Source organism: Bacillus niameyensis, from assembly GCF_001375535.1.
GTDB classification, from domain to species: domain Bacteria; phylum Bacillota; class Bacilli; order Bacillales; family Bacillaceae_C; genus Lederbergia; species Lederbergia niameyensis.
The window spans coordinates 2,345,723-2,370,993 of record NZ_LN831197.1; the positions used below are offsets into that span (position 1 = coordinate 2,345,723).

Genomic DNA, 25,271 nt, shown 5'->3' on the forward strand with positions numbered 1-25,271 from the left:
ACTTTCATTCATATTTTCTCGACTTTAGCTTTTATTCTTTTACTACCCTTAAAGGAGGCTAATAGAATGTAAAAAAACAGCCCATACTCGTATGTATGGACTGCTCTCTTTTACTTAAGTAAAAACCGTGTCTGGCTGTATCCTTCTTTCGTTTTCTTAACTTCCAGCACAGCTGGGAAAATTGTTTTTAATTCTTGAACGTGAGAGATGACACCAATCATGCGTCCAGATTGTTGCAAGTCGACTAATGTATCGATCGCCTTGTTCAAAGACTCTTCATCTAACGTGCCAAAGCCTTCATCAATAAACATTGTTTCGATGGAAATATTGCCTTGGAAACTTTGAATGACATCGGACATACCTAATGCTAAACAGAGCGAGGCATTGAATTTTTCTCCTCCAGACAAAGTTTTCACGTCACGAGTTTGTCCCGTATAGGAATCGGCGACATCTAAAGCTAAACCACTTTGTCTTCCGTGAGATTCTTGGCGGTCACTCCGAATGAGCTCATACTGTCCATTGGATAAGTTTTTCAGTCGCCCATTGGCTGCATCAATAATTCGTTCTAAATATTCGATTTGTAAATAGCGTTCGAATGATATTTTATGGCTATTTTGACCTCTAATCACATCATATAAATCGGCAAGAATAGCCAATTGCTCTTCACTTTTACGGACGCGTTCATTCGTAGCTGAGATCATCGTAATCAAGCGAGTCGTCTCTTGATGGTATTCTTTCGATTGATTCCACTCGCTTAGCGCTCGTTCATAAGCGAGCTTAGAGTCATTCAGTTCTTGTTGCAGGACAGTCAGGTCAATTCGTGACTTATCTTTTAACAACTCTTTCAACTCACTTACCTGTTCCCGCGCTGTAGACAAATTTTGTTTAAATTGTTCTATTGCCTTTTTAAAATTTTGCCGTTCACTTTCAGGCATTTTTGCTTGATTATACGCTTCGCTGGAATCGAAGCCCGCTTTTTGCACAGCCTCTTGAAATGCGAGTATCGCTGCTTCCTTTTTTTCCGTCGTTTCTTCAAGCAGCTTGTTCGCATGTTCCAGATTAGCAAGAGCTTTTGTCCTGTTTTCCTGAGCCTTTTGAAGATCCTTTTGTGCTTGTTCCCATGCCATTTCCAAGTTTAACTTATTTTTTTCTGTTTCAGCTATTTCATTTTCTAAGTCTGCAAGCACTCGCACTTCTTCCGGAATTTGATGAAGGCGATCTTCATAAACCGCACGGGCTGTTTCAAAAGCTGTTTTTTGCTTTTGAAGCAATTGATCACAATCTACCTTTTCGGACTCCAATCCTTGCATTTCAGCATTAACTTTTTCAACTGCTTCTTTTAATTGAATCAGTCTTTTTCTTGATTCCGTCAATTGGTCAACTTCAACTTTCAGCCTTTTTCCTGCTACGACAAGTTCCTCTTTAACAGTCGCAACTTCTTCTACACGAATGCCAAATTGAACAACTTCTTCTGTCTTTTCCTTCAATTGTGAAACAATCGTATTCAGAAGAGCGACATGATCGCGATAAAGACTGTCCTTCTCATCCAACTGCTTCTTCAAAGCCTCAAGTTGTTCCCTCGTCACAACTCCCTTTGCAGAAGTTGCTTTCTCAGGATGTGTGAAACTTCCGCAAACTGGACAAGCCTCTCCATCGTGTAAATGACTTGCTATCATAGCCGCCTGGTTATTGAGCCATGCATTTTCAAGTGATAAATATTCTGCCCTTTGCTTTTCATAGTCTTGTTGTTTCACAGCCACTTCTCGTTCCAACTGACTCTGTTTATGAGACCAATTCATAAAATCAATTAGCACTTTTACCTTGTCGCGCATCGTTAATAAAGCTTGCTGTTTTTCTGGCAATTCAATTACAGCATTGTCCAGCTCTTTCATTATTTCACGATTCGTTTCGAGCATTTCCTTTTTTTCGTCCAAACGTTTTTGAATAGATGACAACTTATCAAAAGTCTGCTTAGCCTCATTCCTCAGTTTTTGAATCGCCTGTTTTCTTTCATCAATTTCTTTTACTATCGGCAAAAACTCTTGGAGACGATTCAGTTTTTTACTCGTTTCTTCTCTTACCGCCTTTTTAGCTTCCTCTTGATTGTAAACTTGTTGCACCTTTTCAAATTGTTCAAAGGCATGATCTTTATTCCGTAATGCAAGTTCAAATGTTGTAGTCTTCTCTACTTCTTCCTTTTTCCAGTCATTCGCTTGTTTCTCATAGGGCTGTAGCGTACTTGCACGTTCGGCAGCAGCTAATTGCTTTTCTTTTTCGGTGAAAAGTGGAACTTGACTATGTAGTGATTCAAGCTGGGTTTCCTTCCGATCTAATTCGAGAAAACGTTCATTCAATGCTTGCGCTTGATGAAATTCACGCTGTTTTTCATCATTTGCTTTATAAGCTTTTTCGTATTTATCTTGATCTATCATAATTTGTTGTTCATAAAAGACAGCTTCTTCTGTCAGACCCGTCAACACTTGAGTCACATTATAATGTTCCTGGGAAAGGACATGAAAGATAGAAGAATCCTCACGCATCGGCATTGTCGCGCTAATACTTTGAATATACGTATGTTGCATTTGCCGTTCTTGGGTAAAAATTTCCTCTACTCGTCTTTTCCGTTCTCTTAATCGATCGCCAATATGCTTATACGAGTCTGTTTTGAATAATCTGCGTAAAATTTCTTCCTTATTCTCCGTTTGTGAAGTTAATAATTTGCGGAATTCTCCTTGAGGCAACATAACAATCTGTTTAAATTGATCTTGGGTGAGGCCAATGAGTTGTTCAACTTTTTGATTGATTTCTGAGACGATTTGGCGATCCACGCACGGAATTTCTCTTTCATTCAAGCTTTCAAAAAACTCGTATTTTTCCCCGGTTTTTGTCTTATTTCCTTGTTTCACGTGACCCAATTGCCTGAGAATTCGGTAATAACGTCCATTCAATTCGAATTCCAGTTCAACCGCTGTATGTGTGTCATCGTCTGCAAAATCACTGCGAAGCATCACTTGATTTTCACGATCTTGGCCACTGGCACTTCCGTATAAAGCGAAACAAATCCCATCAAAGATCGTTGTTTTCCCAGCGCCCGTATTCCCAGATATAACAAATAATTGGTGGTCTTCCAGCTCCTGAAAATCAATCACTTCCGTATTTTTATACGGCCCGAATGCTGACATTTTAAGTTTTAATGGTTTCAATTGTTGATCCTCCTTTCCTTAATTTGTGACGACTTCTTTCGTCGGTTTCACTGTTTCATTTTCTACTTGTAAAAGATCATCAAGAACCTCTTTGAAAATGGCCTCAGTTTCTTCTGATGGTTCCACACCTTTAACTTGCTTATAGAAAGATTGGAAGAGTTCGAGATCTGTCATTTTACTCCGCGCTTTTGTTTCATAACGTTCATCGGAAATGGCCGATGTCGCCTTTCGCTCAACGTGCATCGCATTTGGGTAAACAGATCTCACTTTCTCCATTGGTGATAAAACTGGTGTTTCATCTAATAAACGTACAAATACATAGTCTTCATTTATTGGATGAGTGAGAATTTCCTCCATTGTCCCTTCCACTGTTCGCATATCTCGTTTCGGGGTAAAAGTCCGCTTTTCTATCGCAACTTCTCCATTTTCGTCCAATTCCACAATTGAAAAGCCTTTTTTATGACGCTCTTCTGAAATAGAATATTTTAAAATCGATCCTGCATAACGAATTTTTTCAGCAGAGACGTAGTGAGCCTGATGCAAATGGCCTAGTGCAGTATAATGGAAATTAGCAAATAGACGGGCATCAACGTACTCAGCTCCACCAATTGAAAGTGGCCGTTCTGAATCACTCGTATTCTCTTCTTTTTCTCCAAAGGGAGTCACAAAAGCATGGCCGACTAAAACATGACGCGCTTGTTTATCTTGATTCGCGCTAATATGTTCAATGATTTTCCGCGCTGCATCATTATGAGACCGAACCTCTTCATCTTCGAAAAGATTCCGAACGACACTTGGGTCACAGTAAGGTACGAGATGAAAATGGACCTCACCATTCTCGTCATGGAGGATAACAGGCTCCATGTCTTTCGTCAGCCGTCCGACAAGATTCAAACCCTTTTCTTTCATAATCTTACTGCCAAAATTTAAGCGACTTGGGCTGTCATGATTCCCTGCCACTGCTATGACTGGAGTTTTTAATTTTAAGACGATCGTCTCTAACACTTCATCTAGAAGATGGACCGCTTCCGTTGGCGGTACTCCTCGATCATATAAATCGCCCGCAATGATGACCGCATCTGGCTGTTCTTCTGTAATCGCCTGAATGAACTGGTCAAGTATGTAACGTTGATCTTCTGTCATATAAACACCTTGAACAAGTTTCCCCAAATGCCAATCCGCCGTATGGAAAAATTTCACCGACCTCACCCTTTCAAAGTCTACTATTTAATAGCTCTTATTATATCGTATTTTTCTATTCTAAGAGATTGGAATCAACAGGAAAATCTGATTTTCAACAAACTGGGGCAGGGATATAATAGTAGATACGAGAGGTGATTTATCTCTTAAATGCCTTAAAAGTTCATGTAATCTAGCGTGAAAATACCTATGTAAATACACTACGATTGCCATAGTTGGCCTTTTCCTTTGACATAAACCCTTACTTATGATATCAAATAAATGATTAGCACTCGGCATTAAAGAGTGCTAAAATGGTTATATAAATTTTTGAAAGGAGAAAATCATTATGGAAAAGAAAGCTTTTCAGGCAGAATCGAAACGACTGCTAGACATGATGATCCACTCAATTTATTCAAATAAAGAAATTTTCTTAAGAGAGTTAGTTTCTAATGCTAGTGATGCGATTGATAAAATTTATTACAAGGCATTAACTGATGATTCACTAACGTTTAATCAAGATGACTATTACATAAAAATTGTGGCGGACAAAGACAGCCGCACATTAAAAGTCATTGACACCGGAATTGGAATGTCACAGGAAGAATTAGAAGATAATTTAGGAACGATCGCCAAAAGTGGTTCACTCGCGTTCAAAGGCGAAAATGAATTGAAAGATGGATATGATATTATCGGCCAATTCGGTGTTGGATTTTATTCAGCTTTTATGGTTGCTGATCAAGTAACAGTAATCAGTAAAGCTTTAGGCAGCGAAGAAGCGTATAAATGGGTATCTACGGGTGCAGATGGCTATACAATCGAAACGACGGAAAAAGAAACAGTCGGAACCGAAATTACTTTAACGATTAAAGAAAATGCGGAAGACGAAAACTATGATGAATATTTGGATGAATATCGCCTAAAATCCATCATTAAAAAATATTCGGACTTCATCCGTTATCCAATTAAAATGGATATAACCGAAAGTAAGTTAAAAGAAGGTACAGAAGATGAATTCGAGGAGATAACAGAAGAACAAACGATTAACAGCATGGTTCCCATTTGGAGAAAGAACAAAAGCGAACTAACGGATGCTGATTACGAAAACTTTTATACAGAAAAACGTTATGGATTTGATAAGCCGCTCGCTCACATCCATACAAGTGTTGACGGTGCGATTCGTTACAATGCGATTCTATTCATTCCGGAGAACATTCCATTTGACTACTATTCCAAAGAGTTCGAAAAGGGACTCGAGCTATATTCTAGTGGCGTTTTAATTATGAATAAATGCGCGGAACTGCTTCCTGATTATTTTAGCTTTGTAAAAGGAATGGTTGATTCTGAAGATCTGTCCCTCAATATTTCTAGAGAAATTTTGCAACAAGATCGTCAGTTAAAACGAATCGCTAATAACATCGAGAAAAAGATTAAGAGCGAACTACAGAGTTTGTTGAAAAAGACCCGAGATAAATATGTGAAATTCTACGAATCATTCGGTCGCCAATTGAAGTTTGGCGTTTATAGTGACTATGGCATGCATAAAGAAGCTCTGCAAGATCTGCTTATGTTCTACTCTTCCAAAGAGAAAAAACTCGTCACTTTAGATGAATATATTTCGAGAATGCCTGAGGAACAAAAATATATTTACTATGCTTCCGGTGATTCGATCGACCGCATCGAGAAGTTGCCGCAAACAGAAGTTGTTGCCGAAAAAGGCTATGAAATTCTTTACTTCACTGAGGATATTGATGAATTCGCGATCAAGATGCTCCTGTCTTATAAAGAAAAAGAGTTCCGTTCTGTTGCAAGTGGCGATTTAGGAATTGAAGATAAAGAAGAGGACAAGCAGGAGAATGAAGAGACGAAAGAAAACAAAGAACTCTTCGAATCGATGAAGGAAATTCTTGCTGGTAAAGTAAAAGATGTTCGCGCATCAAAGCGCCTGCGTTCTCATCCAGTTTGCTTCTCCACAGAGGGAGAAATTACAATCGAGATGGAAAAGGTCCTTAACGCGATGCCGGATAATCAGAATATCCAAGCCGACAAAGTTTTGGAAATCAACACAAATCATGAAGTCTACCAATCGTTAAAGACAGCATATGAAGCTGATCAAGATAAACTTAAACTATTTACCAACCTTCTATACAACCAAGCATTGTTAATCGAAGGATTGCCAATCCAAGATCCAGTCGAATTCACGAATGATATTTGTAAAGTGATGGTGTAAGAGGTGCCTGGCACGCCCCGAATTTTGTCGAATTCGGGGCGTGCTATTTTTTCATATAGTGAATTCACTATCGAAAACTCTTTATTGTCTTAAAAGCTTCTATAAATTCTTGCGGCGATGTTTTCACTAGATAAGGGTAAAGTCCTTGAATTGTATGTAAATAAAGCATTCCTCCACCATCACCAATACTTCGATAAGATAGATCCCATACGTCTTCAAGCAAAAAATGATGAAGCTCTGTTACAATCTTATGGTTATACAAATACATCGTCTGCCCGATCTCACGCTCTACTTGTTCAAAATCAATTATTTCCCTATGCACTTTAAAGTACGACTGTACAGCTAGTAAATCCATCAAACTCCCCCAGATTTTGAAGCCTAAAATCTTTTTTAATTGGCACAAGTTTATCATTTATTTAGGCGCACTCAAAGTAGTTTTTAATCTCGCATTGCTCCAGCCTCACGGGAAGTTATTGCTCCTTGTCCTCGGCTCACGTCTTTTTGAATTTCTTGTTTTACTTTTTGTGAATCAGTTCCGGCAAATTCAGGGTTCATTATGGGATCGACATTCTTTTTAGCCTTGTTTTGCTTTTGCATTGTCTTCCTCCTCAAACTGATTATGAAACACGCTTATTATTGCAAAAAGACTAATGGAATATCCATCGGAGTGGAGCACCTTATTTTTGAAACGCCAAAAACCCAGAACGCAATGGCTCTGGGTTTCTTTTGTTTTGACTAGCGCTCTAATAAATCTGCTACTTTCATCATTTCCAATGTATCCATATTGATCAAAAAATCCTCGAAATCTGGATTATCTGCGGATTCTCTTACGTCAATTTCAAAAATAGGCTTAGGAACGTAATCATCATCTACATAGTTAGAAACTCCATCTGTTTGGATTTTCTTGTCTTCGCCAATTAATTCTTTTCCATTGATGTCAACTAGGCGAGCATATTCATTTCCTTCTACCCAATACCGGTCAAATGGATAAAGTTCACCAAGCATCTCTTCGTTATTTACTTGAAATTCCTTTTCCCCTTTAAAATTATAATAGGAAGTGATGTTGCTATCTTCTTCAGATAAAAGAATATAGTTCCCTTCTACAGTCATCCCATTTTTATCAGTTAGATAAGTTTTTCCATTCATATCCATTAACACAATATCACTATCATATGCATCTGAACGAACAATGAATAAGTTTTCCTCAGCCAGTTCTTTCGTCGTGGAAACGTATATATCCTCGTCATCTCCATCGCCCATATTCATGGGGAAGGCGTTGATTTCCTTGCCATCAAGTGAATAAACTTTCACCTGTCCGTCTGCACCTATTATGACTTTATCATCAACAATTCCATAAGTAAGGTACGATCTATCTGTTAAATCAATAAACTGATTGATATTATAAAATTGGCCTTTGCTGTCATAGAAACCTGAATCTGTCTTTAAGTAACCGTTCATAAAATAATAATTTGAATAATCTTCATAAACTTCCTCATCGTCCTCATCAGACTGATTAGACATTGGTTTTAGTTCAAATACTTCTGTACCATTCTGATCAATGACGATATTTCTAGAGTTGGATAAATCATCACGATCCTCTTCAACCGTTCCAACAATCGCCATTCCTTCAGAAAATCCGTAGTATTCCTCTTTATATTTCGGCTCGATTTGCCATTCGCCTAGTTCATTAATGAATCCCCAAAGCTTCGCATCCTCATCCCGGCTCAAAATCATTTGTCTCGTTTCTGGAACAGCTGCAGCAACCAAACCATCTTGGTAATCCCATATATCGATGATTTCATTAGTCGGTCTCAAAATCCATTGGAATTTTTCATTCATAATTCCATAGTATGTATCCCCTCCAGGCCCAACCAATTCCAAAATTAAATATCCATTCGTTTGCGCATCGATATAATCAATTGAAAAGCCTTGCTGTGCTAAACTTAACTCCTGTTCCTTCTCTACTTTTGTTTGTGTCTCCGCTTCTTTTTTCTCCCCTTGACTACCTGTTTTCCCTTTCTCCTCTTGACCACAGCCACTGAGAAAGAGTACTAAAGAGAACAGAGCCACCACACTTATAAAACTGATGACCTTCTTCATGCTGTAAAATCCCTCCTGCTTAAAGTGTAAAATCTCCACAATATATTTATCGGAAACACTGCCCAAAAATAAAGTGCCTGTCACCACCCGAATTTTGTCGATTTTCGGGTGGTGACAGGCACGACCCGAGTTTTTCTATCCATTCTCTATTCGTAGTTTCTCATCAATGTAAAGCCGACAACATTCGAGCTTTCGTCTCGTCCGTCAAAGTCTACGACCACAAAATACTCACTGCTAAGTTGGTAATTCCAAGTTAATGTGATCGGCTCGCTCATCTCATCCTGGAATTCTTCTGTTGGAGCACCCCATGCCGCTTTTAACTCCGTTCCTGTCACTAGTTCATTATCTTTCAACGTGCGCAAAATACCATAAATTTTATCGCCTTCCTCTTCTAGAAAAGGAGTCGCATAGAAGAAATCTTTATATTTTAAATAGTTGGCACCTGAATAACCAATGGATTCAATTGGTGGTCCAAGAATCGATTCGATGTCCTTATTCGAATCGGTGAGTTGAATTTTCGAATTTGGCATAATTCCTTGTTTTAATTCGTTAAAATATTGTTTTTGTAAAAAATCCACCTTGGGAATTTCTACTTTACCAACCGTAAAAACGTTCATATTTTCGAAAGGATATTCACCAACTTCAATCGTTTTAGCCATATCACTTTCTGTAACGATAAACGTGTCCACTTGTCCGTCTTCCCGCTCAAGGTCAGTACGAATTTGAAAGTTCACTAGCGGAATCGGCCTTTTCCTCCGGAAGCTGATTCGGTCTCCTGGTTTCACATCTAACCCTGTCACATTTTCCGTAGAAAAAGTGAGCTCATCTTGTTCATCTTTATCAAAATAAATGATTAAATCCGCACTATTATCTAGTTTTTTCAATTCTGAATGATGTTGAAACTCGCCATTTTTATACGTATATGTTTCCAACACCGCTTCATCCTCAATAACAATCTGATTATCTGCTATTTTCATCATCCCAGATTGGGTATGTTCACTAGACGTAATTCCAATTTGAGGTTCTGCATCCCCTTCCTCAAAATAGACATAGTCAAAATCTCTTCCTCCATATCGGGCGCGGATTTCATCTCTTTCAATGACTAAGATTTCTCTTCCATCAACCTCGATCTTCCCCAAAAATCCGATCGGATGTGCGATGTCGTATTGTGCTAATTCACTTATTTTCCAGTCATCTGTATCTTGGTCCGGAACAGCTGCCATGATATAAGCTGTATTTCCCTCAAATGTCATATCACCGTCATGATGGCAAATCGCTACTAAAGATGGCTTCTTATCATTAGCTTTAAAATAAGCTTGTTCATATTCAATTCTCATTTCTCCACATACTGCAGCCATTCTTTCATTTAACTTGGTTGCATTAACTAAATCCTCAGTACTAAGGGATTCTCGTGTTGGCTTCGGATCTTCCGCCTTTTCAGTTGCCACTTCTTGCTGAGTTGTATCCTTTTTCTCAGGATCGATTTTTAATCCTGAACAGCCCGCCAACATGATTATGACGAATAAAAGCATAACTTTTCTCATGATGTATTTTCTTCTCCTTAGTTATTTTGTATAAAAAACTAGTATAACAGGTATATTTTACCACCACTACTTTCTATAGAAAAGGAGATTAAGAGGCTAATACTCCTAATTTTCTTGAGTTCTAGTTAAAAAGACCCATTCAAAAGTCCCTGCCAATTTATGCATGTTGCATATGAATCGAGGAATGATTAAGATGAAGTTATTACTATACAAAAAGAGGGATTCTTCTAAGATAATCATGATCATTTTATTTATTATATTCGTAATCTTAATGACTGCTTATTTTATAGTTGGAAATTATTTTTATAATTTCGCCTTAAACGCACATAAAGAAAAGGATTTTTTAAAAGAAAATCCGCATTTGGTTTCTGCTGATACAGAAATGCTGACAGATGCCGAATTTTCAAAGTACCACCAACCAGAAATGGTCCGTGTAAAGTCGCATGACAAATTGAATCTTAATGGGTTCTTCTATGAAAATAAAAAACCCCATCGAAAATGGGCGATTGTTGTCCATGGTTATTCCGGGAATAGCAAACAAATGTTACGATACGTGCGGAATTTCTTTGAAAAAGGCTATCATGTTTTGGCGCCGGATCTACGTGGCCACGGCCAAAGTGAAGGCGATTATATCGGAATGGGCTGGCATGATCGCAAAGATATGTTGCGGTGGATCGACTATATTATTGAAAAGGATTCTAATGCTGAAATTGTCTTATTCGGTATTTCGATGGGCGGAGCCACCGTCATGATGACATCTGGGGAGCAACTTCCAGATAACGTTAAAGTGATCGTGGAAGATTGCGGATACTCTTCTGTTATGGATGTTTTTACGTATCAATTATATGATCTATTTCATTTACCGAAATTTCCTGTTATGAATGCTGCTAATACCATCACGAAAATTCGAGCAGGGTACGATTTAAAAGAGGCATCAGCTATTAACCAAATTGCTAAAAGTCAAACTCCGATCTTATTTATTCATGGTGATGCCGACACTTTTGTTCCCTTTGCGATGCTAGAGGAAGTGTACAACGCTGCAAATGTCGAAAAAGATAAATTGATTATCCCTGGTGCAGGACATGGGGAAGCAGAAATGGTAGATCCGGAAACTTATTGGAATAAAGTTTGGAAGTTTGTTGATAAGTATATTTTGGAAGAGGCTCATATTAAAGTTGCCAATTCATAAAAGCAGGTTTGCCCTCTATATTGCAAACCTGCTTTTTCCTTTTTCTCATGACTGTTAGTAATCTAGTACCTTACTCATAATCCTTTACAACATTAAATTTCCTAGCCAATTCACTCTTGTTAATTTTTATATTCTCCATTAATAGTTTAAGTATTAGTAAATAAAACTTAAACTATATTGATATCGATTGTGATATAAAGGGATGGCTATTCTATTCCAATTCCTTTAGCAATGATTCGGGTACTGACACCTTGAAAATGATCATATATCTATCTTCACCTTCATAAGGTGACAAACTGAAATCGCCTTTGTCATTACCTTCCCATACTACAGACTGATTATCTAAAAGATCATTTAAAGTATTGCTTCTTGGTTGATGCTCTGCAAAGTAAGATTCTGCTTGATCTTTAATGTCAGATAGATATGATTCATAATCGGATTTATCTTTGAGTACAATAATATATTCACCAGAAACAAATTGATTTTCATGAAAGTAATATAAAGTAACTCTTTTTTCGCCTTCCAACTCTTCATGTACTTCTAATCGGTCTAACTTATCATCATAGACAGCATCAGGTATATCTTCTTTCATTTTTTCTAAGTCGGTCAACCAATCTATATCTAGAAATCTAAATCCTTCCTTTGTCTCAATGACCACATCGCCAAAGATTTCTGGGCTAGAAGTGTTTTGATTACATGATACAAGCGTTAAAAACAATGTGCATGTAATCAACAGCAAGATCTGTAATTGGTGTTTCATATTAACACCGCCTTTTTTAATATGATCCATTATTATACAATTTTGCTTAACATTTATTAACTGTTAAATGATACTTAAAATTCGTATGTTGGTATTTATTTTGTGTACACAGTATAACTTCTATCATGTTCATATGTTTTACCATTCGCAACATAATTTAACTTCAAATAAATCAGACCCTTATGATCTAGATAACTAGTCAAACTAACAACTCTGTTGTAAGGCATTGTATTATTACCGTCAATATAAACAGTTCCTTTCACAGGGTTAGACCTAGAAATTTGGCTACGCTTAAAATAGTTTTTCTGTAAAGGGGTGGAGTTACGAACTCCATTATTTACAACACTTGGATACTCATATAAATCACCCCTAGTATCATAACGTACTAACATATTAGATACTTTAACAGTTGAATTACTTGAGCTCCAGTAAGCCTCTATCCCTGCGTGTCTATATACAGGAGAAAAGTATATATCTCTATACATAGCAAAAGATGTTATCACAGTAATCGTTACATCTACAAATTTTGTTGGAGTTGTGTTTGTTGCTTGTGGTGAAATATTGCTACCCTGATTTAAGGCATATTGGAAACTATCTACCATTTCTCCGTTTTCTAAAATTTTATATGGCAAAATAGATGTTTGTATAACATCTCCATTTTCATTTTTATCAATTGATTCAAGAATAAATGTTGATTCATTTGCCATAATTCTTGCATTTTCATTACTCACTAAATGAAAATCCTTATCTGTAAGTTCACTTTCTTTTTTAGATTGCTCTATTATCTCATTTATTGTTTCTGCCGAAAGATTATTATTTACTTCATCTGCCTTAACGGTTAACGTATTAGAAAACAAAACAGGCAGTATAAGTGTAAGCGCTACTATAATTGAACATATTCCTTTATTAGTCTTTTTGTGATTCCTTTCTTTTATATTTCCCCAATTTTTTTTAAACATCAGGCCGGACCTGCATACTTTACTCGGACATTTTTCTATTAGACTTTTCAAATACTCCATTTAAAGGATTAATTTTCTACACTTCAACAGTACTATCAACATTCACGTAGATGTAGTATAGATAATTGGTTGTCTGAAGAAATGTTTTTTTCTAAGACCTATTTTATCTTCTCGATCAGTTGGAAGTTCTATCTTTACAGTTTTACCGGCTTGAGCCACATACTTTTCCACTTCTTCGGCTGCCTCTTTATTTGGGTTGCTAAGAAACAGTCTATTGTTTTGGCCAATATATTATCATAGAACAACTCCCTTTCAGTAAAATTTCAGTTGTTATTAGTAATTAATGCATCAACTGATGTCTTTACCATACAAGACGCCTTATAATATAAAAAGGTTTCTGTTTTCCCAAAATTATTTTACTTTTTTAAAAACTTTTAACTAAGCACCTCAGTTTTTGCAAATTGTATCGGTGTATAACCATATTTCCAAGCCAAAAAGCAGGTTTGCCCTTTTTGATGGAAAACCTGCTTTCCTATATCGCCCCTTTTAATCATGAATTAAGCGAACTCTCTTCCATTATGATTAATAACTCCTCACCTGGAATCGTTCTTTCGCCACCGCCTTGAACAAATCCTTCATTACCGCCGCCTTTTCCATTAATGGCCGGAAGTACTGATTTCGTTATTTGCTTCATACTAACTTCGCTCCTCGCTCCACGAGCAGCTACAAATTGCAGTTGATCTCCATTTTCAGCTACTAGTAAAGCAATGACCTCTTCGTCTCCCGCCACTAGCAACCTAGCTAGTTTTTGTAGCTGTTGGATCGTCCGTCCCTTAAACAAAGCTTTTACGATATTCCGTTCTTTCGTGATAAGTAAATCTTTCACTTCATAGGACAATAAGGTTTCATGAGCTTCTTCCAATGATTTTTCCAATGAACGATTTGTCCCTAATAGTTTTGTTATCGCATCGTTTATCCCCTCTTCTGCGGCACTTAATTGTTGAGAGGCTTTTCCTAAGATCGCATTTTTTCTATGTAATTGCTGTAATACGCGACCACCACACGCAAAATGTACCCGCGTCTTCTTTTTCTGCTTTTCCGTTGCTAAAATTTTAATGCTAATTACCTGCCCCGTTGAACTGGGATGTGTGCCACCGCAACCGTTATAATCAAAATCAGGGATCATGACAAGTCGGATTTCATCTGTAAACTTGAGTTCCTTTCGCAATGAATATTGCTCAAGCTCAGCTTCCGTTACCCATTTCTTTTCAATCGGGATATTTTTTAAAATGATTTCATTCGCTCGCTTTTCAACGGAAGCCAACTGCTCCTCTGTCACCTTTTCAACATCCAAATCAATTGAACAAAGCTCATTTCCTAAATGAAAACTCACCGTTTGAAAATCATATAATTCAACAAACGCTGCTGTTAAAATATGTTGACCAGCATGTTGCTGCATATGATCAAAGCGCCTCCCCCAATCAAGCACACCTTCTGCAATCGTTGAATCAAGTTTTTCCGCAACTGTATGGCGAATTTCACCATCGACATCTTCAACATTAAGAACAGGGATACCGTTCAATGTCCCCGTATCATGCGGTTGCCCGCCACCTGTTGGATAAAAAGCTGTATTCTCCAATATGACATACCATTCTCCATTCGCATCTTTCTCTTCTCTTACAACGCGGGATATGAATGTTTGACAATATTCATCTATGTAACACAGTCTGTCCTTTAACATAAAAAACTCCTTCAACTTTTTCTTCATTTTAGCACGGAAGTAATTACACGACCAAAAGCAAGAGCCACTTGAAAAGGAAATTTGTTTAGGCTATCCCAGCATCTAAAAGATTCGCCATTTTTAAAGGGGATATCTACATAGGACATCCTTTTTTAAAATAAAAATAAAAAAATTCAGAAAAGGGTGAAACCTTTATTAGAAATAATACGTCTTGTATTGCAAAAGAAGCAGTTGTATTTATTTTTTAGTTTAAATGGAGCACTACAAAGGCTTGGTTAACAATTCCATTTTGCCATAATCCCTATGAGTTATGGACATAGCAAAAGGAATTGCTATAAACATCTAATTAGGAGGGGATGTGTATAACAAAAGATAACAGAGCATAGATTTATAAGTCTAATCCTGTTCCAAGCACGGTTTATTCTAATACGAACTACTTTGATTCTAACAAAGTAATTCTATTATCAGGGGGAGGAACCCCAGGTAATTATATAATATTTGAATATACTGTTGATGGTAAAAGGGAAAGTTACACTATGCCATTTTGACGTGTTACTTTATGATTGCATTTTCCTAGACTATTAAAATTGGCTTGCGGTGATTAAGCAGGAAATAAAATGTCTATCTATTATAGACCATAATTAACTATAGGTAGATTTTAAGAGGTGATCTAATGATAAAACTAGCAAGATTTATCCTCTCATTGTCAATGATTATTTTGATTTTATCAGCATGTTCGGGAAGTATCGCAAGTAATAAAGACATCGATACTTTGACTGAAAATATCGGACTAAAGAAGGAAACCGTGTTTAAAAACTTAAAACTTGAAGAAGGAAAGAATATTGACCAATTATGGAATATAGTAGGGACGTATGCCTTTAAAGAGGAACGTACTTTTCATGGGAAATCCCTTACACTCGCCCTTAACTTTAATAATGATACTGATGAAATGTACGGATTTACGTATATTAAAGAGTTTAAGGATAATGGAAAAGACGGGTATGATCTTACTAAAGAATTGTATAAGGATCTAAACAAGGAGTTCGGTGAACCGACCACTTATCCAATGTTATCGAAAAGAATCGCCGTGATGCCCGATTATGAAGAATTGGAACCTGGAATAACTGATTACATGGAAATCTGGGAGGTAAATGATGAGCTCGATGTAGAATTACGTATGAACGTTGTTGATGGCAATGTTACATTAGTTTTTGTAACCTATAAATTAAGCGGATTTCCTGAAGTTTGATATTAGGAGAGTAGAGCCGTAATATCAACAACACTAGAATTTCCGCATGGGTAAAATGATTCGCTTTTCTTAAAAGGTCAGCACCATATTTTTTCTAAAAGGCAAAAGCTTACTTGAAAAAGAATCCTTCAAGTAAGCTTTTGCTCTTTTCTTTATTTACTCATCCTGCAACGATTTTTTCGGCTCCTTTGGACCATGAACAGAAAGGGTCATAATATACTCTGATTTTGGCTCAGGAATCGATATATCAAAACTGCTATGGTCCTCACCTTCCCAACGAACCCCAGAACTTTTTCCTGAACGCAAAACTTCTTCAGATAGTTCTTCTAAAGTATTGCCTGCTGGTTTTGGAAAAAAATCTTCCAGTGTTTTTTTCAATTCTGTTCCGACGCGAACAAGCTCATCCTCACTACCAGCATTGATCACATACGTGCCACTAACGAGCTGATTATCATCAAAGTTGTAAATAACCGTTGCTTCCGTTTTTGGCTTTTTGAAAGGAATAGTATGACTGATTTTCATAGTGTCCCCGTCTTGAAGTAGGGTGATATCCTCCTCTTTTAAGTCGAGTTCCTTCATCACATCTTCCCTTTTCATAAACCATGGAATATGTTCAAATTCATATACTTTCCCATCTCTCGAAATAACATTATCCAGTAAAGTCGGACTCCTGCCAATATCTTTACTCTTGCTTTGGCATCCTGCTATGAATATTACAGTTATAATTAAAAATGAAAAATAGACGGTTTTTCGAATAGCAAATTTCATCTTTCAAACCTCCTCTTTTGGATTCTCTTAATCAATAATATCATTTTCCGCCTGCTAAAATTCTCCATCCTATATACGAATTTCGAAAAAAACGGTTCACTTCCGTCAAAATCAGAGTTAATTTGCAATTATTTTTAATACTTTTTGACAAATTTGAAACCTTTTTCTTTTCTATACGTCTATTATATGAATAATTTGAAAGGGGAGAATTGTTTTGAAGAGATTTAGAAGTTTGATTGTTTTAGTAGCATCGATTCTAATGATTTCGCTGATCTTTCCTGTCACTAGTTTAGCCGCGGAAAATACGGATCCACTTAAACCGACAATCGGGGAACCTTCACCTGACTTAATGAACGGTGAAGGTAGTATTAGTAGTAATGAACCACTAATTTCGCTCACGAGTATGCAACCTTTTATGTCTAACCAGTATTTAAGAAGTGGAATTAGTGTTATTGGGGCAAGTGGTGATACAGTCAGAGTCAGTGGGAATACGAGTGCATATTTCACGGTTAATTCCATGGGCGTGGTACTCTATCTCCAAAGATGGGATGCACCGAGTGGGCGATGGCTTGAGGAAATAAAGGTAGGAGATTTCACCCAAAATAATACATCCTTTGTCGCAGGAGCAGGAAGCGCCAAAGTCCCTAAGGGATATTATTATCGGGCTCGAGCTCATCATTGGGTAAATAAAGGTACTATAGTTGAACAGGCTACAAGTTATACTTCCTACATTTACGTAAAATAAATGGCTAGAGAGAGGCTAACCCCTCTCTCTTTTACATGGATTCAGCAATCTTTATAATTTCCTTTTTGGACAGCATCCCACTTATGATAAAGCAGAATTTTTCATCTTGACTAATCCAAATTAAATCAGTTGACCCATCCTTATAAAGTAGAAAGCTTGCCTGTTGCCCGTTGACTAGAACCTGTTCAACATTTGCGTCTTCTTTATCGAGCACAGCTCCCATCGCAAAAGAATCATCGATTAATCCCTGATTAATATAGAATGTGCCATCCTGACTTTCATAGTTTAAGTAAATTTCACTGCTCAATTCCTCCGCTTGTTTTATAACCGTGACATTATTCAAATGAAAGTCACTTGGAATATAATCGGGTATAACCAAGGTAAATTCCGTTTCCTTTTGTGCCTCCTCTAATCCCAACTGCTTGGTAACCATTTCTGAATCATTCATCATGGAAAAGTTACCTGAACTATGTGGTTCATTATTCGGTATTTCCTTTTGCGCATTCATTTCTATCGGTTCCTTTTCAACCTTCACAAATAAATGCATAACCGACCCTTGTACCTTTTGAAAAAATTCTGCAAACGAACCATAAGCCAAACTACTTTGATTAGAGAAAAACATGATTGAGACAGCGACTGCGAACATGGAAGCTACATACATCCATTTTGTTTTAAAGGACCACCTTTTACGAGTACGCATCTTCCGTCGATTAAATTCATTCACTATTTGCTCCCACGCCTCATCGCTAGACTTGAGTGGAGATGGGCTATCTTCCACTTCTGCGTGAATCGCTTCCTTAATCCATCTTTCTAAATCATCATTTTTCACATTTTTCATATGGCATCACCATTTCCTAATTTCTTTCTGGTTACTAAGAACGGTTTTTAATCTCTTTCTAGCTCGATGAAGTCTAGATTTTACTGCACCTACACTCACGCCCAAATGCTTTGCTATTTCCTCATCTCTTAACTCGTACTCATATTTAAGAAGAAGAACCTCTCTATATTCCGGAGGCTTTAGCTCTGCAATGTTCTTCCTGATGGCATTTTTAAGTATATTCTTCTCAACAACTTCCTCGACAGAAGAGCTTATTTGTTTCCTCGCGATCTCTACATCAATATAGACGTCTTCAGTCGGGATATCGTTTCGGTTTTTTTGCATTCTTATAAAATCAATTGCTGTTCTTGTGGCAATTGTTGCCAGCCAAGCACCCATTTTTTTTTGATCTTGTAGGGTATCCATACTTTGAAAGGCTTTAAGAAAGGTTTCTTGTGTAATATCTTGAGCCAGATATTGATCCTTCACAATAAAATAGGCTGTTTGATAAACTTTTTGATAATACATTTCAAAAAAGGCCTTTTCGTTATCCGCTTTCATATTTAGGTGTCTTTCTTTTTTGTTATACAAGACGATCCCCCCGTTAAGCACATGCACCTTTTTCTAGATCTATAAATAAACTTATTTTTCCATTATTTACTATTGTAAACTATTTTTTATAATTGAGATAGAATTTGCTGAAATATCAGGAATCATGAATGTCCGAATTACTTGAAAATCTTCATTAAAATATCGTTAACCACAGCCTAACCTATTTAATAAAGGTAATCGCAGTAGTTATATAGAATATGAATGAATATATCCACTCAGACGCTACAAGATAATTATTGTCAAAAAAAATATAAGGGGACAAGCATGTTGAAAATCTATAAGGAAGAACCAATTACTAAGACTGTTGTTAAGGCGATCCAATTTGGAGAAATTGAAAAGTTAAAAGATCTATTGAAAAAAGTCCAAGGGCTCGCTCAGGCAAGGGTTATCGACGGTGAGATGGCACGAACATTACTGCATATAGCGACAGATTGGCCGGGTCATTATCCTAATTGCCAAGAAACGATTACTCTGTTAGTGCAGGCAGGGGCTGATATCAATGCGCCATTTATCGGTCCTCACAGTGAGACACCGCTCCACTGGGCGGCAAGTAATGATGATGTCGAAGCGTTGGTCACCTTAGTTCAATTAGGTGCCGATATGGAAGCGAGAGGTGGCGTAATTGGAAATGGGACACCTCTTACTGATGCGCGGATTTTTGGACAATGGCAAGCAGCACATAAGCTTGTTGAACTCGGCGCAAAGACTACTTTTTATGATGAAGCCGCACTTGCTCTCATGAATCGAATGGAAAGCCGTTTTTCCAGCGATATCCCTCCTGCACACGAAGAGATTGATTGTGCATTCTGGAATGCTTGCCACGGCGGACAATTGCATAGTGCAAAATATCTTTTCAGCCAAGGAGCAAATGTGAACTGGCTGCCTAGTTGGGATAAGCTGACTCCACTTGACGCGGCATTGCGAAACGCGAATGCTGAGCTTGTGAAATGGCTTGAAAAACGGGGAGCTAAATCGCAGAGGGACTTGTAATAACACGCCCAACCTTTGATCATAATTACAACTTATTATTTGGAGGGTAAATGATGGATGAAATGTTTGGCTATGCGTTTGTTTTTTTGCTCATTTCTGGATTTTCCTACGGTCTTATTAAACAAATACAATACACCATTCACCTTCGAAAAGTCGCATCAAATGACAAGCGGAGACTTTACGGCAACTACTTATATTGTTTTTCATTTGCAGGTTTTCTTATATATTTTACCTTGAATGTTACTGCAATTATCCCAAGTACTGTTGTTACAAGTGAAAGCACAGGGCTAGCCTGTTTCATCTTTCTTATTATCTTAATTATTGCTAAATACAAGATCATACCTAAGAGCTTGGAACCAACAATTTTATTAAAGTGAGAATTCATTATAGCGAAGGGCTAGTGAAGCCATGAAACTAAGAACGCTTATAATACTATTGGGATTATTATTAATAACTGGCTGTAGCCATAAACGTATTGATAAGCAACACGATCAATATTTATCGAATAAAGGATGGGATATTCAACGTCTTGTTGAGGTTGAAACTTATATATTAGACATTCCCGATGAAATTCTTCGTAATTATGAAGCTAGCGGCATTACCTTTATCGAAGAGTATGTAGGAAAAGAGGTTGTCGAGTACTCCTATAAATTGAAACAAAAAGATATTGAAGGTGAACGTTTAAAAGCCATTCTAATTGTTGTAGAAGAAGAAATCGTTGGGGGTTATGGTATACTCCCGAGTTGGACACCCGGAATATTTAGTTTGGATGATAAAAATCGTTTAATCAATGAAAATATGATAAGCCAGTAAGACTAGCACTGATTTTTAATTTCAAAGGAAAGGAGAACGACTCTCATGGACCTTTCGCATGTAAAAGTCGCTGCAATGGGACACGACAATGACTCTCATGGACCCTTCGCATGTAAAAGCCGCTGCAATGGGACATGACAACGGCTCTCATGGACCTTTCGCATGTAAAAGTCGCTGCAATGGGACACGACAATGACTCTCATGGACCTTTCGCATGTAAAAGTCGCTGCAATGGGACATGACAACGACTCTCATGGACCTTTCGCATGTAAAAGTCGCTGCAATGGGACATGAGAATGCCTCGCATAACTTTTCACATACGAACTTAAAAACTCTCCTTTTCTTTTCTCGTGCTACCTCCCAAAAGTCAGATTGGGACCCGCGTTTTATCTGTATGTATAAGAATGTTTCCTTATCTAGTCGCAGTTGCGGCTTATTGCTATTATTATCGAAATAAGATAGTTAAATAAAAACAAAAAGCCCGCGATCAGCGAGCATTTCGTTTTATCCTATAAAATGGATTCCTTTCATTTCATCCCCAATAACTACCTTCTCTTCCTATCCAACTCCTCCAGATTCCCATCAATTAGCGGCTTAATAAATTTCTCATACCTTGCCTTCTTGAAAGCCTCCAATTCATCTGGAGTCATTTCTTTAATGACTTCGGTTACATTTTTCGCTTTGAGCTTTTTTAGTTCTTCTTTAGTTAACTCTTTCTTTTTACCATTTTCAATTATAAAATTCTTCATGGCTCTCTCCCTCCCCAAGAAAACATAAAGACCCCTTCTGCAATGGATACAAAAGGGGCTCTTTCGCCGTTTTATCATCCAAAGCAAAATATTGCTTTGCTGGTTTTAGCACCTTGCTTAATTGCAGGTTGCTGTGGCGTCTCTGAGCCAGATCTCTCAGCCACTCTTGATAACTATTTATTTAATTTTATTTTATGCTTATATTTTCTATTTTTCAAGGGAGACAGCCTGTACTTTTTGACATTTTTCTAAAGAGTTCAAATTTTGGACGCAATTTAAACAATAAAAAGGCCGACCCGAATTTATTCGTGGTCGGCCTGATTTTTAGTTAATTAAAGTTTAACAACGTTAGCTGCTTGCTCGCCGCGGTTACCTTCAACGATGTCAAAGCTAACTTTTTGGCCTTCTTCAAGAGTTTTGAAGCCTTCGCCAGTGATAGCTGAGAAATGAACGAATACGTCTTCTCCGCCTTCAACTTCGATAAATCCAAAACCTTTTTCTGCGTTAAACCATTTTACTGTACCTTGGTTCATGTTAAAAAACCTCCAAAAAATTTGTTACTTAATAGTGATGTATAACAAAAATTCACATGTTTTCACGAACAATACCATTAAACATATAATCCGTGAAAACATGTGAATTATAAGATTAATACATATTAAGCATAACTACATACTATCACTTAACTTCTAAGTATGCAAGTTATTTTAAAAGAAAAAAGTTCTTTCTTCAATAGTGCAGCTGCCGCCCCTCTTTTTCGACAAAATTCGAGGGGCTTCACCAGCACTTTAATATTTTCGCACAGCCTCTTCCCACATTTCAACATAGTTTCCTATCGCCCATTCAGCCATAATAATCTGATCACCTTGGTCTAGTTGGATTTCCTTTAGCGGTTCATCAGCTATTTGGCCATCTTTAATCATATAGATAGAGAGGTCATTTTTAGAAACTAAAATAATAAAATTTTTCACAGGAGATAAGTATGCATCCGTAATCCATGGTAGTTTGTCTTTGATTTCACTCCACGGAATATCCATTTCATCGTAATTAATTAACTTTTTTGGTAATAAAAGGTTAATATCAAAATCCTCATAGTTTTTCCCATCTACTGTTTCCTGATAATACATTCTACCTCGTAAAATCCAATGTCCATGTCTCCGTTCAAGTGTAAAATTATCTTCACTTGGCTGCTTAAGTAAAAGTTCTGCTTTATCTCGTTCTAGCGAAGCAATGAAAGTCTCACTCGAACGCATTAAACCTTGATCGGCATTTCCAGCAAAGACTTCAGACAATGTAATGCCTTTCCCCTGTTCAATATAATCAAGGGGCATCACGTCATATCGCGAATTTCGCTCCGTACCGATATAGTCAGGTCCAACAAAAGTAATTTTCCTTTCAGGTGATTCTTTTAGAATGCTCCACTTCTGGGTATCTACTAGAGATGGCCCGTGGTCGACTGGCCTGGCATATAGGCGACTTTGCCCCTCGGTTTTTAAATTTCCAACTTCCCAAAAGCCTTTCATTCTCGGAACTAGAAGTTGATCCTTTTCGACAATCGGAAATAACTTTTCATGATCAGCGCTCATCCACATCGTTCGATACGTGTTGTCCTCTGAACGAATTCCTAGTAATACTCCCGATTTAAGAGAGGGGTATTTCTCCTTCTCTCTATTCTTTTGTTCTTTATTTTCCTGGATTGGGTCGACTTTTTTCTGATCCACTTTGACGACATTAGATTCTTTTTGCAAGTACAAAAATCCATCGTCCAAATAGGCGAGCATTGTTTGTTCATCAATCTTTATAAATTCATAGAAGAACTGATTATTCGAAGTTACCGTTATAACATCGATCCGATCACCGATAGTACCAAACTGGGTAGGATCGATTCGATATGTATTTTGCAAATAATCCATTCCGGCAACATTAATATTTTTATATTCTGGAGAATGGCATTTTTCATTAGCAAACACGCACGTATTTTGGTCAAACAAAGCCGTTTTCCCTATATAATTTTCCACGTTTTCCTCTGTCTTTTTAGATGAATAAACGGGTATATATTTTTCAATCTTCCAAGTCCCTTGAATCGCAATTTGATTATGATTGGGAGGGGATATTTTATCCTCAATACTATACTCTAATGGGCTGCAACCAGATACAAATAGGTAAATAAGCAGTACAAACAGAAGCAATATTAACTTTTTACTTTTTTGCATGTCGATCACTCATTGGTAATTTCACCTTAATCTCAGTCCCTTTACCCAATTCACTTTGAATTAATAAAAATCCATTATGAAGCTTAACAATTTCGTCTGATATCGATAATCCGAGCCCTGTTTGTGCTTGACTATTTTTTCCTTTATAAAATTTGCTTTTTACTCGCGGCAAATCTTCAGGACTTATGCCACAGCCCGTATCTTTAATAGAAATGACTATTTCTTTTCCCTCTTGAAATGCACGAAGTAGAACACTTCCATCATTTGGAGTAAATTTAAATGCATTACCAAGCAAATTAAACAATACTTGTTTGATTCGATCAGGGTCTACGTCAATGGGAGGTAGTTCCTGACATTCAACTTGGAATTGGATTTTTTCCCTAATTGCCCGCGGACTCATTTGTTTTTCAACGTAATAAATCAATTGGCAAATATCGGTTTTCTCCTTTTGGATACTCACTTGCCCAGAAACAATGCTTGAAAAATCAAGAAGCTGTTCCACCATATTCGTTAAGCGATCACTTTCTTTTTCTATGATCGTCACCCCATCATGAAAAACATTCCGATCTTCAAACCCAAGTGCCCTTAATGTCACTGCCCAACCTTTGATCGATGTTAAAGGTGTGCGAAGCTCATGGGATACTAAAGATATAAAGTCATCCTTCGCTTTTTCGCGATCTTGAATTTCTCCCGCCATAAAATTCAATGTATCGGCAAGCTGTCCAAGTTCATCATTACGCTTCTTGTTAATACGGATTTTTAAATCACCATCTGCCATTCGTTTCGCCTTTGTTGTTACCTCTTTTAAGGGAAGCACAATGCTTCTAGCGAGCAGAAGACTAATAATCCAAGCGACAATAATAACAATCAGACCGAAGCCAAGGAAAACATATGTAATAGACCGTAAATTGTGATCAATCGCTGTTAATGTCGTAATAAAGCGCAGGGCACCAACGACCTCTTTATCTGAATTTAATGGATAAGAGACAATCATTACTTTTTCGTCGTTGGAATTCTTTTCAATGGAAACACCTTTTCCATTCCCTATCGCTGCTTGGAAATCACTACTTTTAATCAGTTCCTTATTTTCCATTCCAGTGGAATCTAGTAAAACTCTTCCTGACAAATCGACAATTTGGACTTGAGCAGTCGTTTGTTTCCAAAATACATCAACATGATCGATAATATTCTTTTCAAGGGGAACATCAGAAAAATATTTCGAGTAGAATTCTGATGCTATTTTAATTTGGTTCGTTAAAACATTTTCTGTATTCGTATAAAAATAATATTTTGTAAAATAAAGAAGCATCCCCTCAAACGCCAATACACTTATAAAAATAATGATCAGAAAGTTACGGACAAGTCTCTTTTTCAAACTAACAAATGATTGCCTTGTTTTTCTATCCATCC

Annotated in this window: 23 protein-coding genes and 1 riboswitch; of the genes, 7 read left to right on the top strand and 16 right to left on the bottom strand. The window is 37.2% G+C overall.

The window, feature by feature from the left end:
* Positions 1-110: 110 nt before the first annotated feature.
* Positions 111-3,203, bottom strand: a complete 3,093-nt coding sequence (locus BN1243_RS11090) for an SbcC/MukB-like Walker B domain-containing protein (protein ID WP_062106796.1) — start codon at positions 3,201-3,203, stop codon at positions 111-113.
* 18 nt (positions 3,204-3,221) lie between these two features.
* The gene (locus BN1243_RS11095) at positions 3,222-4,403 is read right to left on the bottom strand and encodes an exonuclease SbcCD subunit D (protein ID WP_062106798.1); all 1,182 of its coding nucleotides are present in this window, start codon (positions 4,401-4,403) and stop codon (positions 3,222-3,224) included.
* Between the two features lie 328 nt (positions 4,404-4,731).
* Here BN1243_RS11095 and htpG point away from each other — a divergent pair, with 328 nt between their 5' ends.
* Entirely contained in the window at positions 4,732-6,612 is a 1,881-nt protein-coding gene (htpG, locus tag BN1243_RS11100) for a molecular chaperone HtpG (protein WP_062106800.1), read from the top strand.
* Between the two features lie 67 nt (positions 6,613-6,679).
* Here htpG and BN1243_RS11105 read toward each other — a convergent pair whose 3' ends face one another.
* The 4 genes from BN1243_RS11105 to BN1243_RS11115 form a co-directional block, all read right to left on the bottom strand.
* Positions 6,680-6,967 carry a hypothetical protein gene (locus BN1243_RS11105; protein WP_062106802.1) on the bottom strand — a complete coding sequence of 96 codons (288 nt, stop codon included), beginning with the start codon at positions 6,965-6,967 and terminating at the stop codon, positions 6,680-6,682.
* An 83-nt stretch (positions 6,968-7,050) separates the two neighbouring features.
* The gene (locus tag BN1243_RS22350; RefSeq protein ID WP_195892105.1) at positions 7,051-7,209 is read right to left on the bottom strand and encodes a hypothetical protein; all 159 of its coding nucleotides are present in this window, start codon (positions 7,207-7,209) and stop codon (positions 7,051-7,053) included.
* Between the two features lie 138 nt (positions 7,210-7,347).
* Entirely contained in the window at positions 7,348-8,712 is a 1,365-nt protein-coding gene (locus BN1243_RS11110; protein ID WP_062106803.1) for a WG repeat-containing protein, read from the bottom strand.
* A 146-nt stretch (positions 8,713-8,858) separates the two neighbouring features.
* The gene (locus BN1243_RS11115; protein ID WP_062106805.1) at positions 8,859-10,256 is read right to left on the bottom strand and encodes a DUF4309 domain-containing protein; all 1,398 of its coding nucleotides are present in this window, start codon (positions 10,254-10,256) and stop codon (positions 8,859-8,861) included.
* A 238-nt stretch (positions 10,257-10,494) separates the two neighbouring features.
* Between BN1243_RS11115 and BN1243_RS11120 the strand changes: the two genes are divergently transcribed.
* Positions 10,495-11,445 (top strand): alpha/beta hydrolase, encoded by a 951-nt coding sequence (locus BN1243_RS11120; RefSeq protein WP_407638888.1) that lies wholly within the window; start codon positions 10,495-10,497, stop codon positions 11,443-11,445.
* Positions 11,446-11,656: 211 nt separating this feature from the next.
* Here the strand turns inward: BN1243_RS11120 and BN1243_RS11125 are convergent, their stop codons facing one another.
* From BN1243_RS11125 to BN1243_RS11135, 3 genes are all read right to left on the bottom strand, one after another.
* A complete protein-coding gene (locus BN1243_RS11125; RefSeq protein WP_230200175.1) occupies positions 11,657-12,103 on the bottom strand; it encodes a hypothetical protein in 447 nt (148 codons plus the stop codon).
* Between the two features lie 197 nt (positions 12,104-12,300).
* Positions 12,301-13,164, bottom strand: a complete 864-nt coding sequence (locus tag BN1243_RS11130; protein ID WP_062106810.1) for a hypothetical protein — start codon at positions 13,162-13,164, stop codon at positions 12,301-12,303.
* Positions 13,165-13,714: 550 nt separating this feature from the next.
* Positions 13,715-14,932: an alanyl-tRNA editing protein gene (locus BN1243_RS11135; protein WP_230200176.1), complete on the bottom strand. Its 1,218-nt coding sequence runs from the start codon at positions 14,930-14,932 to the stop codon at positions 13,715-13,717.
* A gap of 646 nt (positions 14,933-15,578) precedes the next feature.
* On the opposite strand from BN1243_RS11135, the gene BN1243_RS11140 reads away from it, so the two are divergent.
* Entirely contained in the window at positions 15,579-16,154 is a 576-nt protein-coding gene (locus BN1243_RS11140) for a hypothetical protein (protein WP_062106814.1), read from the top strand.
* A gap of 156 nt (positions 16,155-16,310) precedes the next feature.
* Here BN1243_RS11140 and BN1243_RS11145 read toward each other — a convergent pair whose 3' ends face one another.
* Entirely contained in the window at positions 16,311-16,922 is a 612-nt protein-coding gene (locus BN1243_RS11145) for a hypothetical protein (protein WP_062106816.1), read from the bottom strand.
* A 214-nt stretch (positions 16,923-17,136) separates the two neighbouring features.
* Between BN1243_RS11145 and BN1243_RS11150 the strand changes: the two genes are divergently transcribed.
* Positions 17,137-17,667, top strand: a complete 531-nt coding sequence (locus BN1243_RS11150) for a DUF6147 family protein (protein ID WP_062106818.1) — start codon at positions 17,137-17,139, stop codon at positions 17,665-17,667.
* Positions 17,668-17,698: 31 nt separating this feature from the next.
* Here the strand turns inward: BN1243_RS11150 and BN1243_RS11155 are convergent, their stop codons facing one another.
* Together BN1243_RS11155 and BN1243_RS11160 are read right to left on the bottom strand one after the other, a co-directional pair.
* Positions 17,699-18,505: a DUF4367 domain-containing protein gene (locus tag BN1243_RS11155; protein WP_062106820.1), complete on the bottom strand. Its 807-nt coding sequence runs from the start codon at positions 18,503-18,505 to the stop codon at positions 17,699-17,701.
* A 6-nt stretch (positions 18,506-18,511) separates the two neighbouring features.
* A complete protein-coding gene (locus BN1243_RS11160; protein ID WP_062106822.1) occupies positions 18,512-19,075 on the bottom strand; it encodes an RNA polymerase sigma factor in 564 nt (187 codons plus the stop codon).
* A gap of 285 nt (positions 19,076-19,360) precedes the next feature.
* Between BN1243_RS11160 and BN1243_RS11165 the strand changes: the two genes are divergently transcribed.
* The 3 genes from BN1243_RS11165 to BN1243_RS11175 are packed head-to-tail and all read left to right on the top strand — an operon-like array spanning position 19,361 to position 20,899.
* Complete coding sequence (locus tag BN1243_RS11165) at positions 19,361-20,086, top strand: ankyrin repeat domain-containing protein (protein WP_069201782.1); 726 nt, start codon at positions 19,361-19,363, stop codon at positions 20,084-20,086.
* Between the two features lie 53 nt (positions 20,087-20,139).
* A complete protein-coding gene (locus BN1243_RS11170; protein ID WP_062106826.1) occupies positions 20,140-20,463 on the top strand; it encodes a hypothetical protein in 324 nt (107 codons plus the stop codon).
* A gap of 31 nt (positions 20,464-20,494) precedes the next feature.
* Positions 20,495-20,899 carry a DUF4830 domain-containing protein gene (locus BN1243_RS11175; RefSeq protein ID WP_062106828.1) on the top strand — a complete coding sequence of 135 codons (405 nt, stop codon included), beginning with the start codon at positions 20,495-20,497 and terminating at the stop codon, positions 20,897-20,899.
* Between the two features lie 545 nt (positions 20,900-21,444).
* On the opposite strand, the gene BN1243_RS11180 is transcribed toward BN1243_RS11175, so the two are convergent.
* The 4 genes from BN1243_RS11180 to BN1243_RS11195 all read right to left on the bottom strand — a co-directional run bounded on the left by BN1243_RS11180 (position 21,445) and on the right by BN1243_RS11195 (position 25,269).
* Positions 21,445-21,648, bottom strand: coding sequence for a hypothetical protein (locus BN1243_RS11180; RefSeq protein WP_062106830.1), 204 nt, complete (start codon positions 21,646-21,648; stop codon positions 21,445-21,447).
* A 68-nt stretch (positions 21,649-21,716) separates the two neighbouring features.
* Positions 21,717-21,824, bottom strand: a riboswitch (SAM riboswitch).
* Between the two features lie 156 nt (positions 21,825-21,980).
* Positions 21,981-22,181 carry a cold-shock protein gene (locus BN1243_RS11185; RefSeq protein ID WP_062106832.1) on the bottom strand — a complete coding sequence of 67 codons (201 nt, stop codon included), beginning with the start codon at positions 22,179-22,181 and terminating at the stop codon, positions 21,981-21,983.
* Between the two features lie 255 nt (positions 22,182-22,436).
* Complete coding sequence (locus BN1243_RS11190; protein ID WP_062106834.1) at positions 22,437-23,861, bottom strand: hypothetical protein; 1,425 nt, start codon at positions 23,859-23,861, stop codon at positions 22,437-22,439.
* Complete coding sequence (locus tag BN1243_RS11195) at positions 23,848-25,269, bottom strand: sensor histidine kinase (protein ID WP_062106836.1); 1,422 nt, start codon at positions 25,267-25,269, stop codon at positions 23,848-23,850. Before BN1243_RS11195 ends, BN1243_RS11190 begins: the two co-directional genes overlap by 14 nt.
* Between the last annotated feature and the right edge of the window lie 2 nt (positions 25,270-25,271).

Excerpts from the sequence above, each read along its gene's own strand:
- htpG (WP_062106800.1), top strand. The coding sequence starts at position 4,732 with ATGGAAAAGAAAGCTTTTCAGGCAGAATCGAAACGACTGCTAGACATG.
- BN1243_RS11105 (WP_062106802.1), bottom strand. The coding sequence starts at position 6,967 with ATGGATTTACTAGCTGTACAGTCGTACTTTAAAGTGCATAGGGAAATA.
- BN1243_RS22350 (WP_195892105.1), bottom strand. The coding sequence starts at position 7,209 with ATGCAAAAGCAAAACAAGGCTAAAAAGAATGTCGATCCCATAATGAAC.
- BN1243_RS11110 (WP_062106803.1), bottom strand. The coding sequence starts at position 8,712 with ATGAAGAAGGTCATCAGTTTTATAAGTGTGGTGGCTCTGTTCTCTTTA.
- BN1243_RS11115 (WP_062106805.1), bottom strand. The coding sequence starts at position 10,256 with ATGAGAAAAGTTATGCTTTTATTCGTCATAATCATGTTGGCGGGCTGT.
- BN1243_RS11120 (WP_407638888.1), top strand. The coding sequence starts at position 10,495 with ATGATCATTTTATTTATTATATTCGTAATCTTAATGACTGCTTATTTT.
- BN1243_RS11130 (WP_062106810.1), bottom strand. The coding sequence starts at position 13,164 with ATGTTTAAAAAAAATTGGGGAAATATAAAAGAAAGGAATCACAAAAAG.
- BN1243_RS11135 (WP_230200176.1), bottom strand. The coding sequence starts at position 14,932 with ATGAAGAAAAAGTTGAAGGAGTTTTTTATGTTAAAGGACAGACTGTGT.
- BN1243_RS11140 (WP_062106814.1), top strand. The coding sequence starts at position 15,579 with ATGATAAAACTAGCAAGATTTATCCTCTCATTGTCAATGATTATTTTG.
- BN1243_RS11145 (WP_062106816.1), bottom strand. The coding sequence starts at position 16,922 with ATGAAATTTGCTATTCGAAAAACCGTCTATTTTTCATTTTTAATTATA.
- BN1243_RS11155 (WP_062106820.1), bottom strand. The coding sequence starts at position 18,505 with ATGAAAAATGTGAAAAATGATGATTTAGAAAGATGGATTAAGGAAGCG.
- BN1243_RS11165 (WP_069201782.1), top strand. The coding sequence starts at position 19,361 with ATGTTGAAAATCTATAAGGAAGAACCAATTACTAAGACTGTTGTTAAG.
- BN1243_RS11170 (WP_062106826.1), top strand. The coding sequence starts at position 20,140 with ATGGATGAAATGTTTGGCTATGCGTTTGTTTTTTTGCTCATTTCTGGA.
- BN1243_RS11175 (WP_062106828.1), top strand. The coding sequence starts at position 20,495 with ATGAAACTAAGAACGCTTATAATACTATTGGGATTATTATTAATAACT.
- BN1243_RS11180 (WP_062106830.1), bottom strand. The coding sequence starts at position 21,648 with ATGAAGAATTTTATAATTGAAAATGGTAAAAAGAAAGAGTTAACTAAA.
- BN1243_RS11185 (WP_062106832.1), bottom strand. The coding sequence starts at position 22,181 with ATGAACCAAGGTACAGTAAAATGGTTTAACGCAGAAAAAGGTTTTGGA.
- BN1243_RS11190 (WP_062106834.1), bottom strand. The coding sequence starts at position 23,861 with ATGCAAAAAAGTAAAAAGTTAATATTGCTTCTGTTTGTACTGCTTATT.
- BN1243_RS11195 (WP_062106836.1), bottom strand. The coding sequence starts at position 25,269 with ATGGATAGAAAAACAAGGCAATCATTTGTTAGTTTGAAAAAGAGACTT.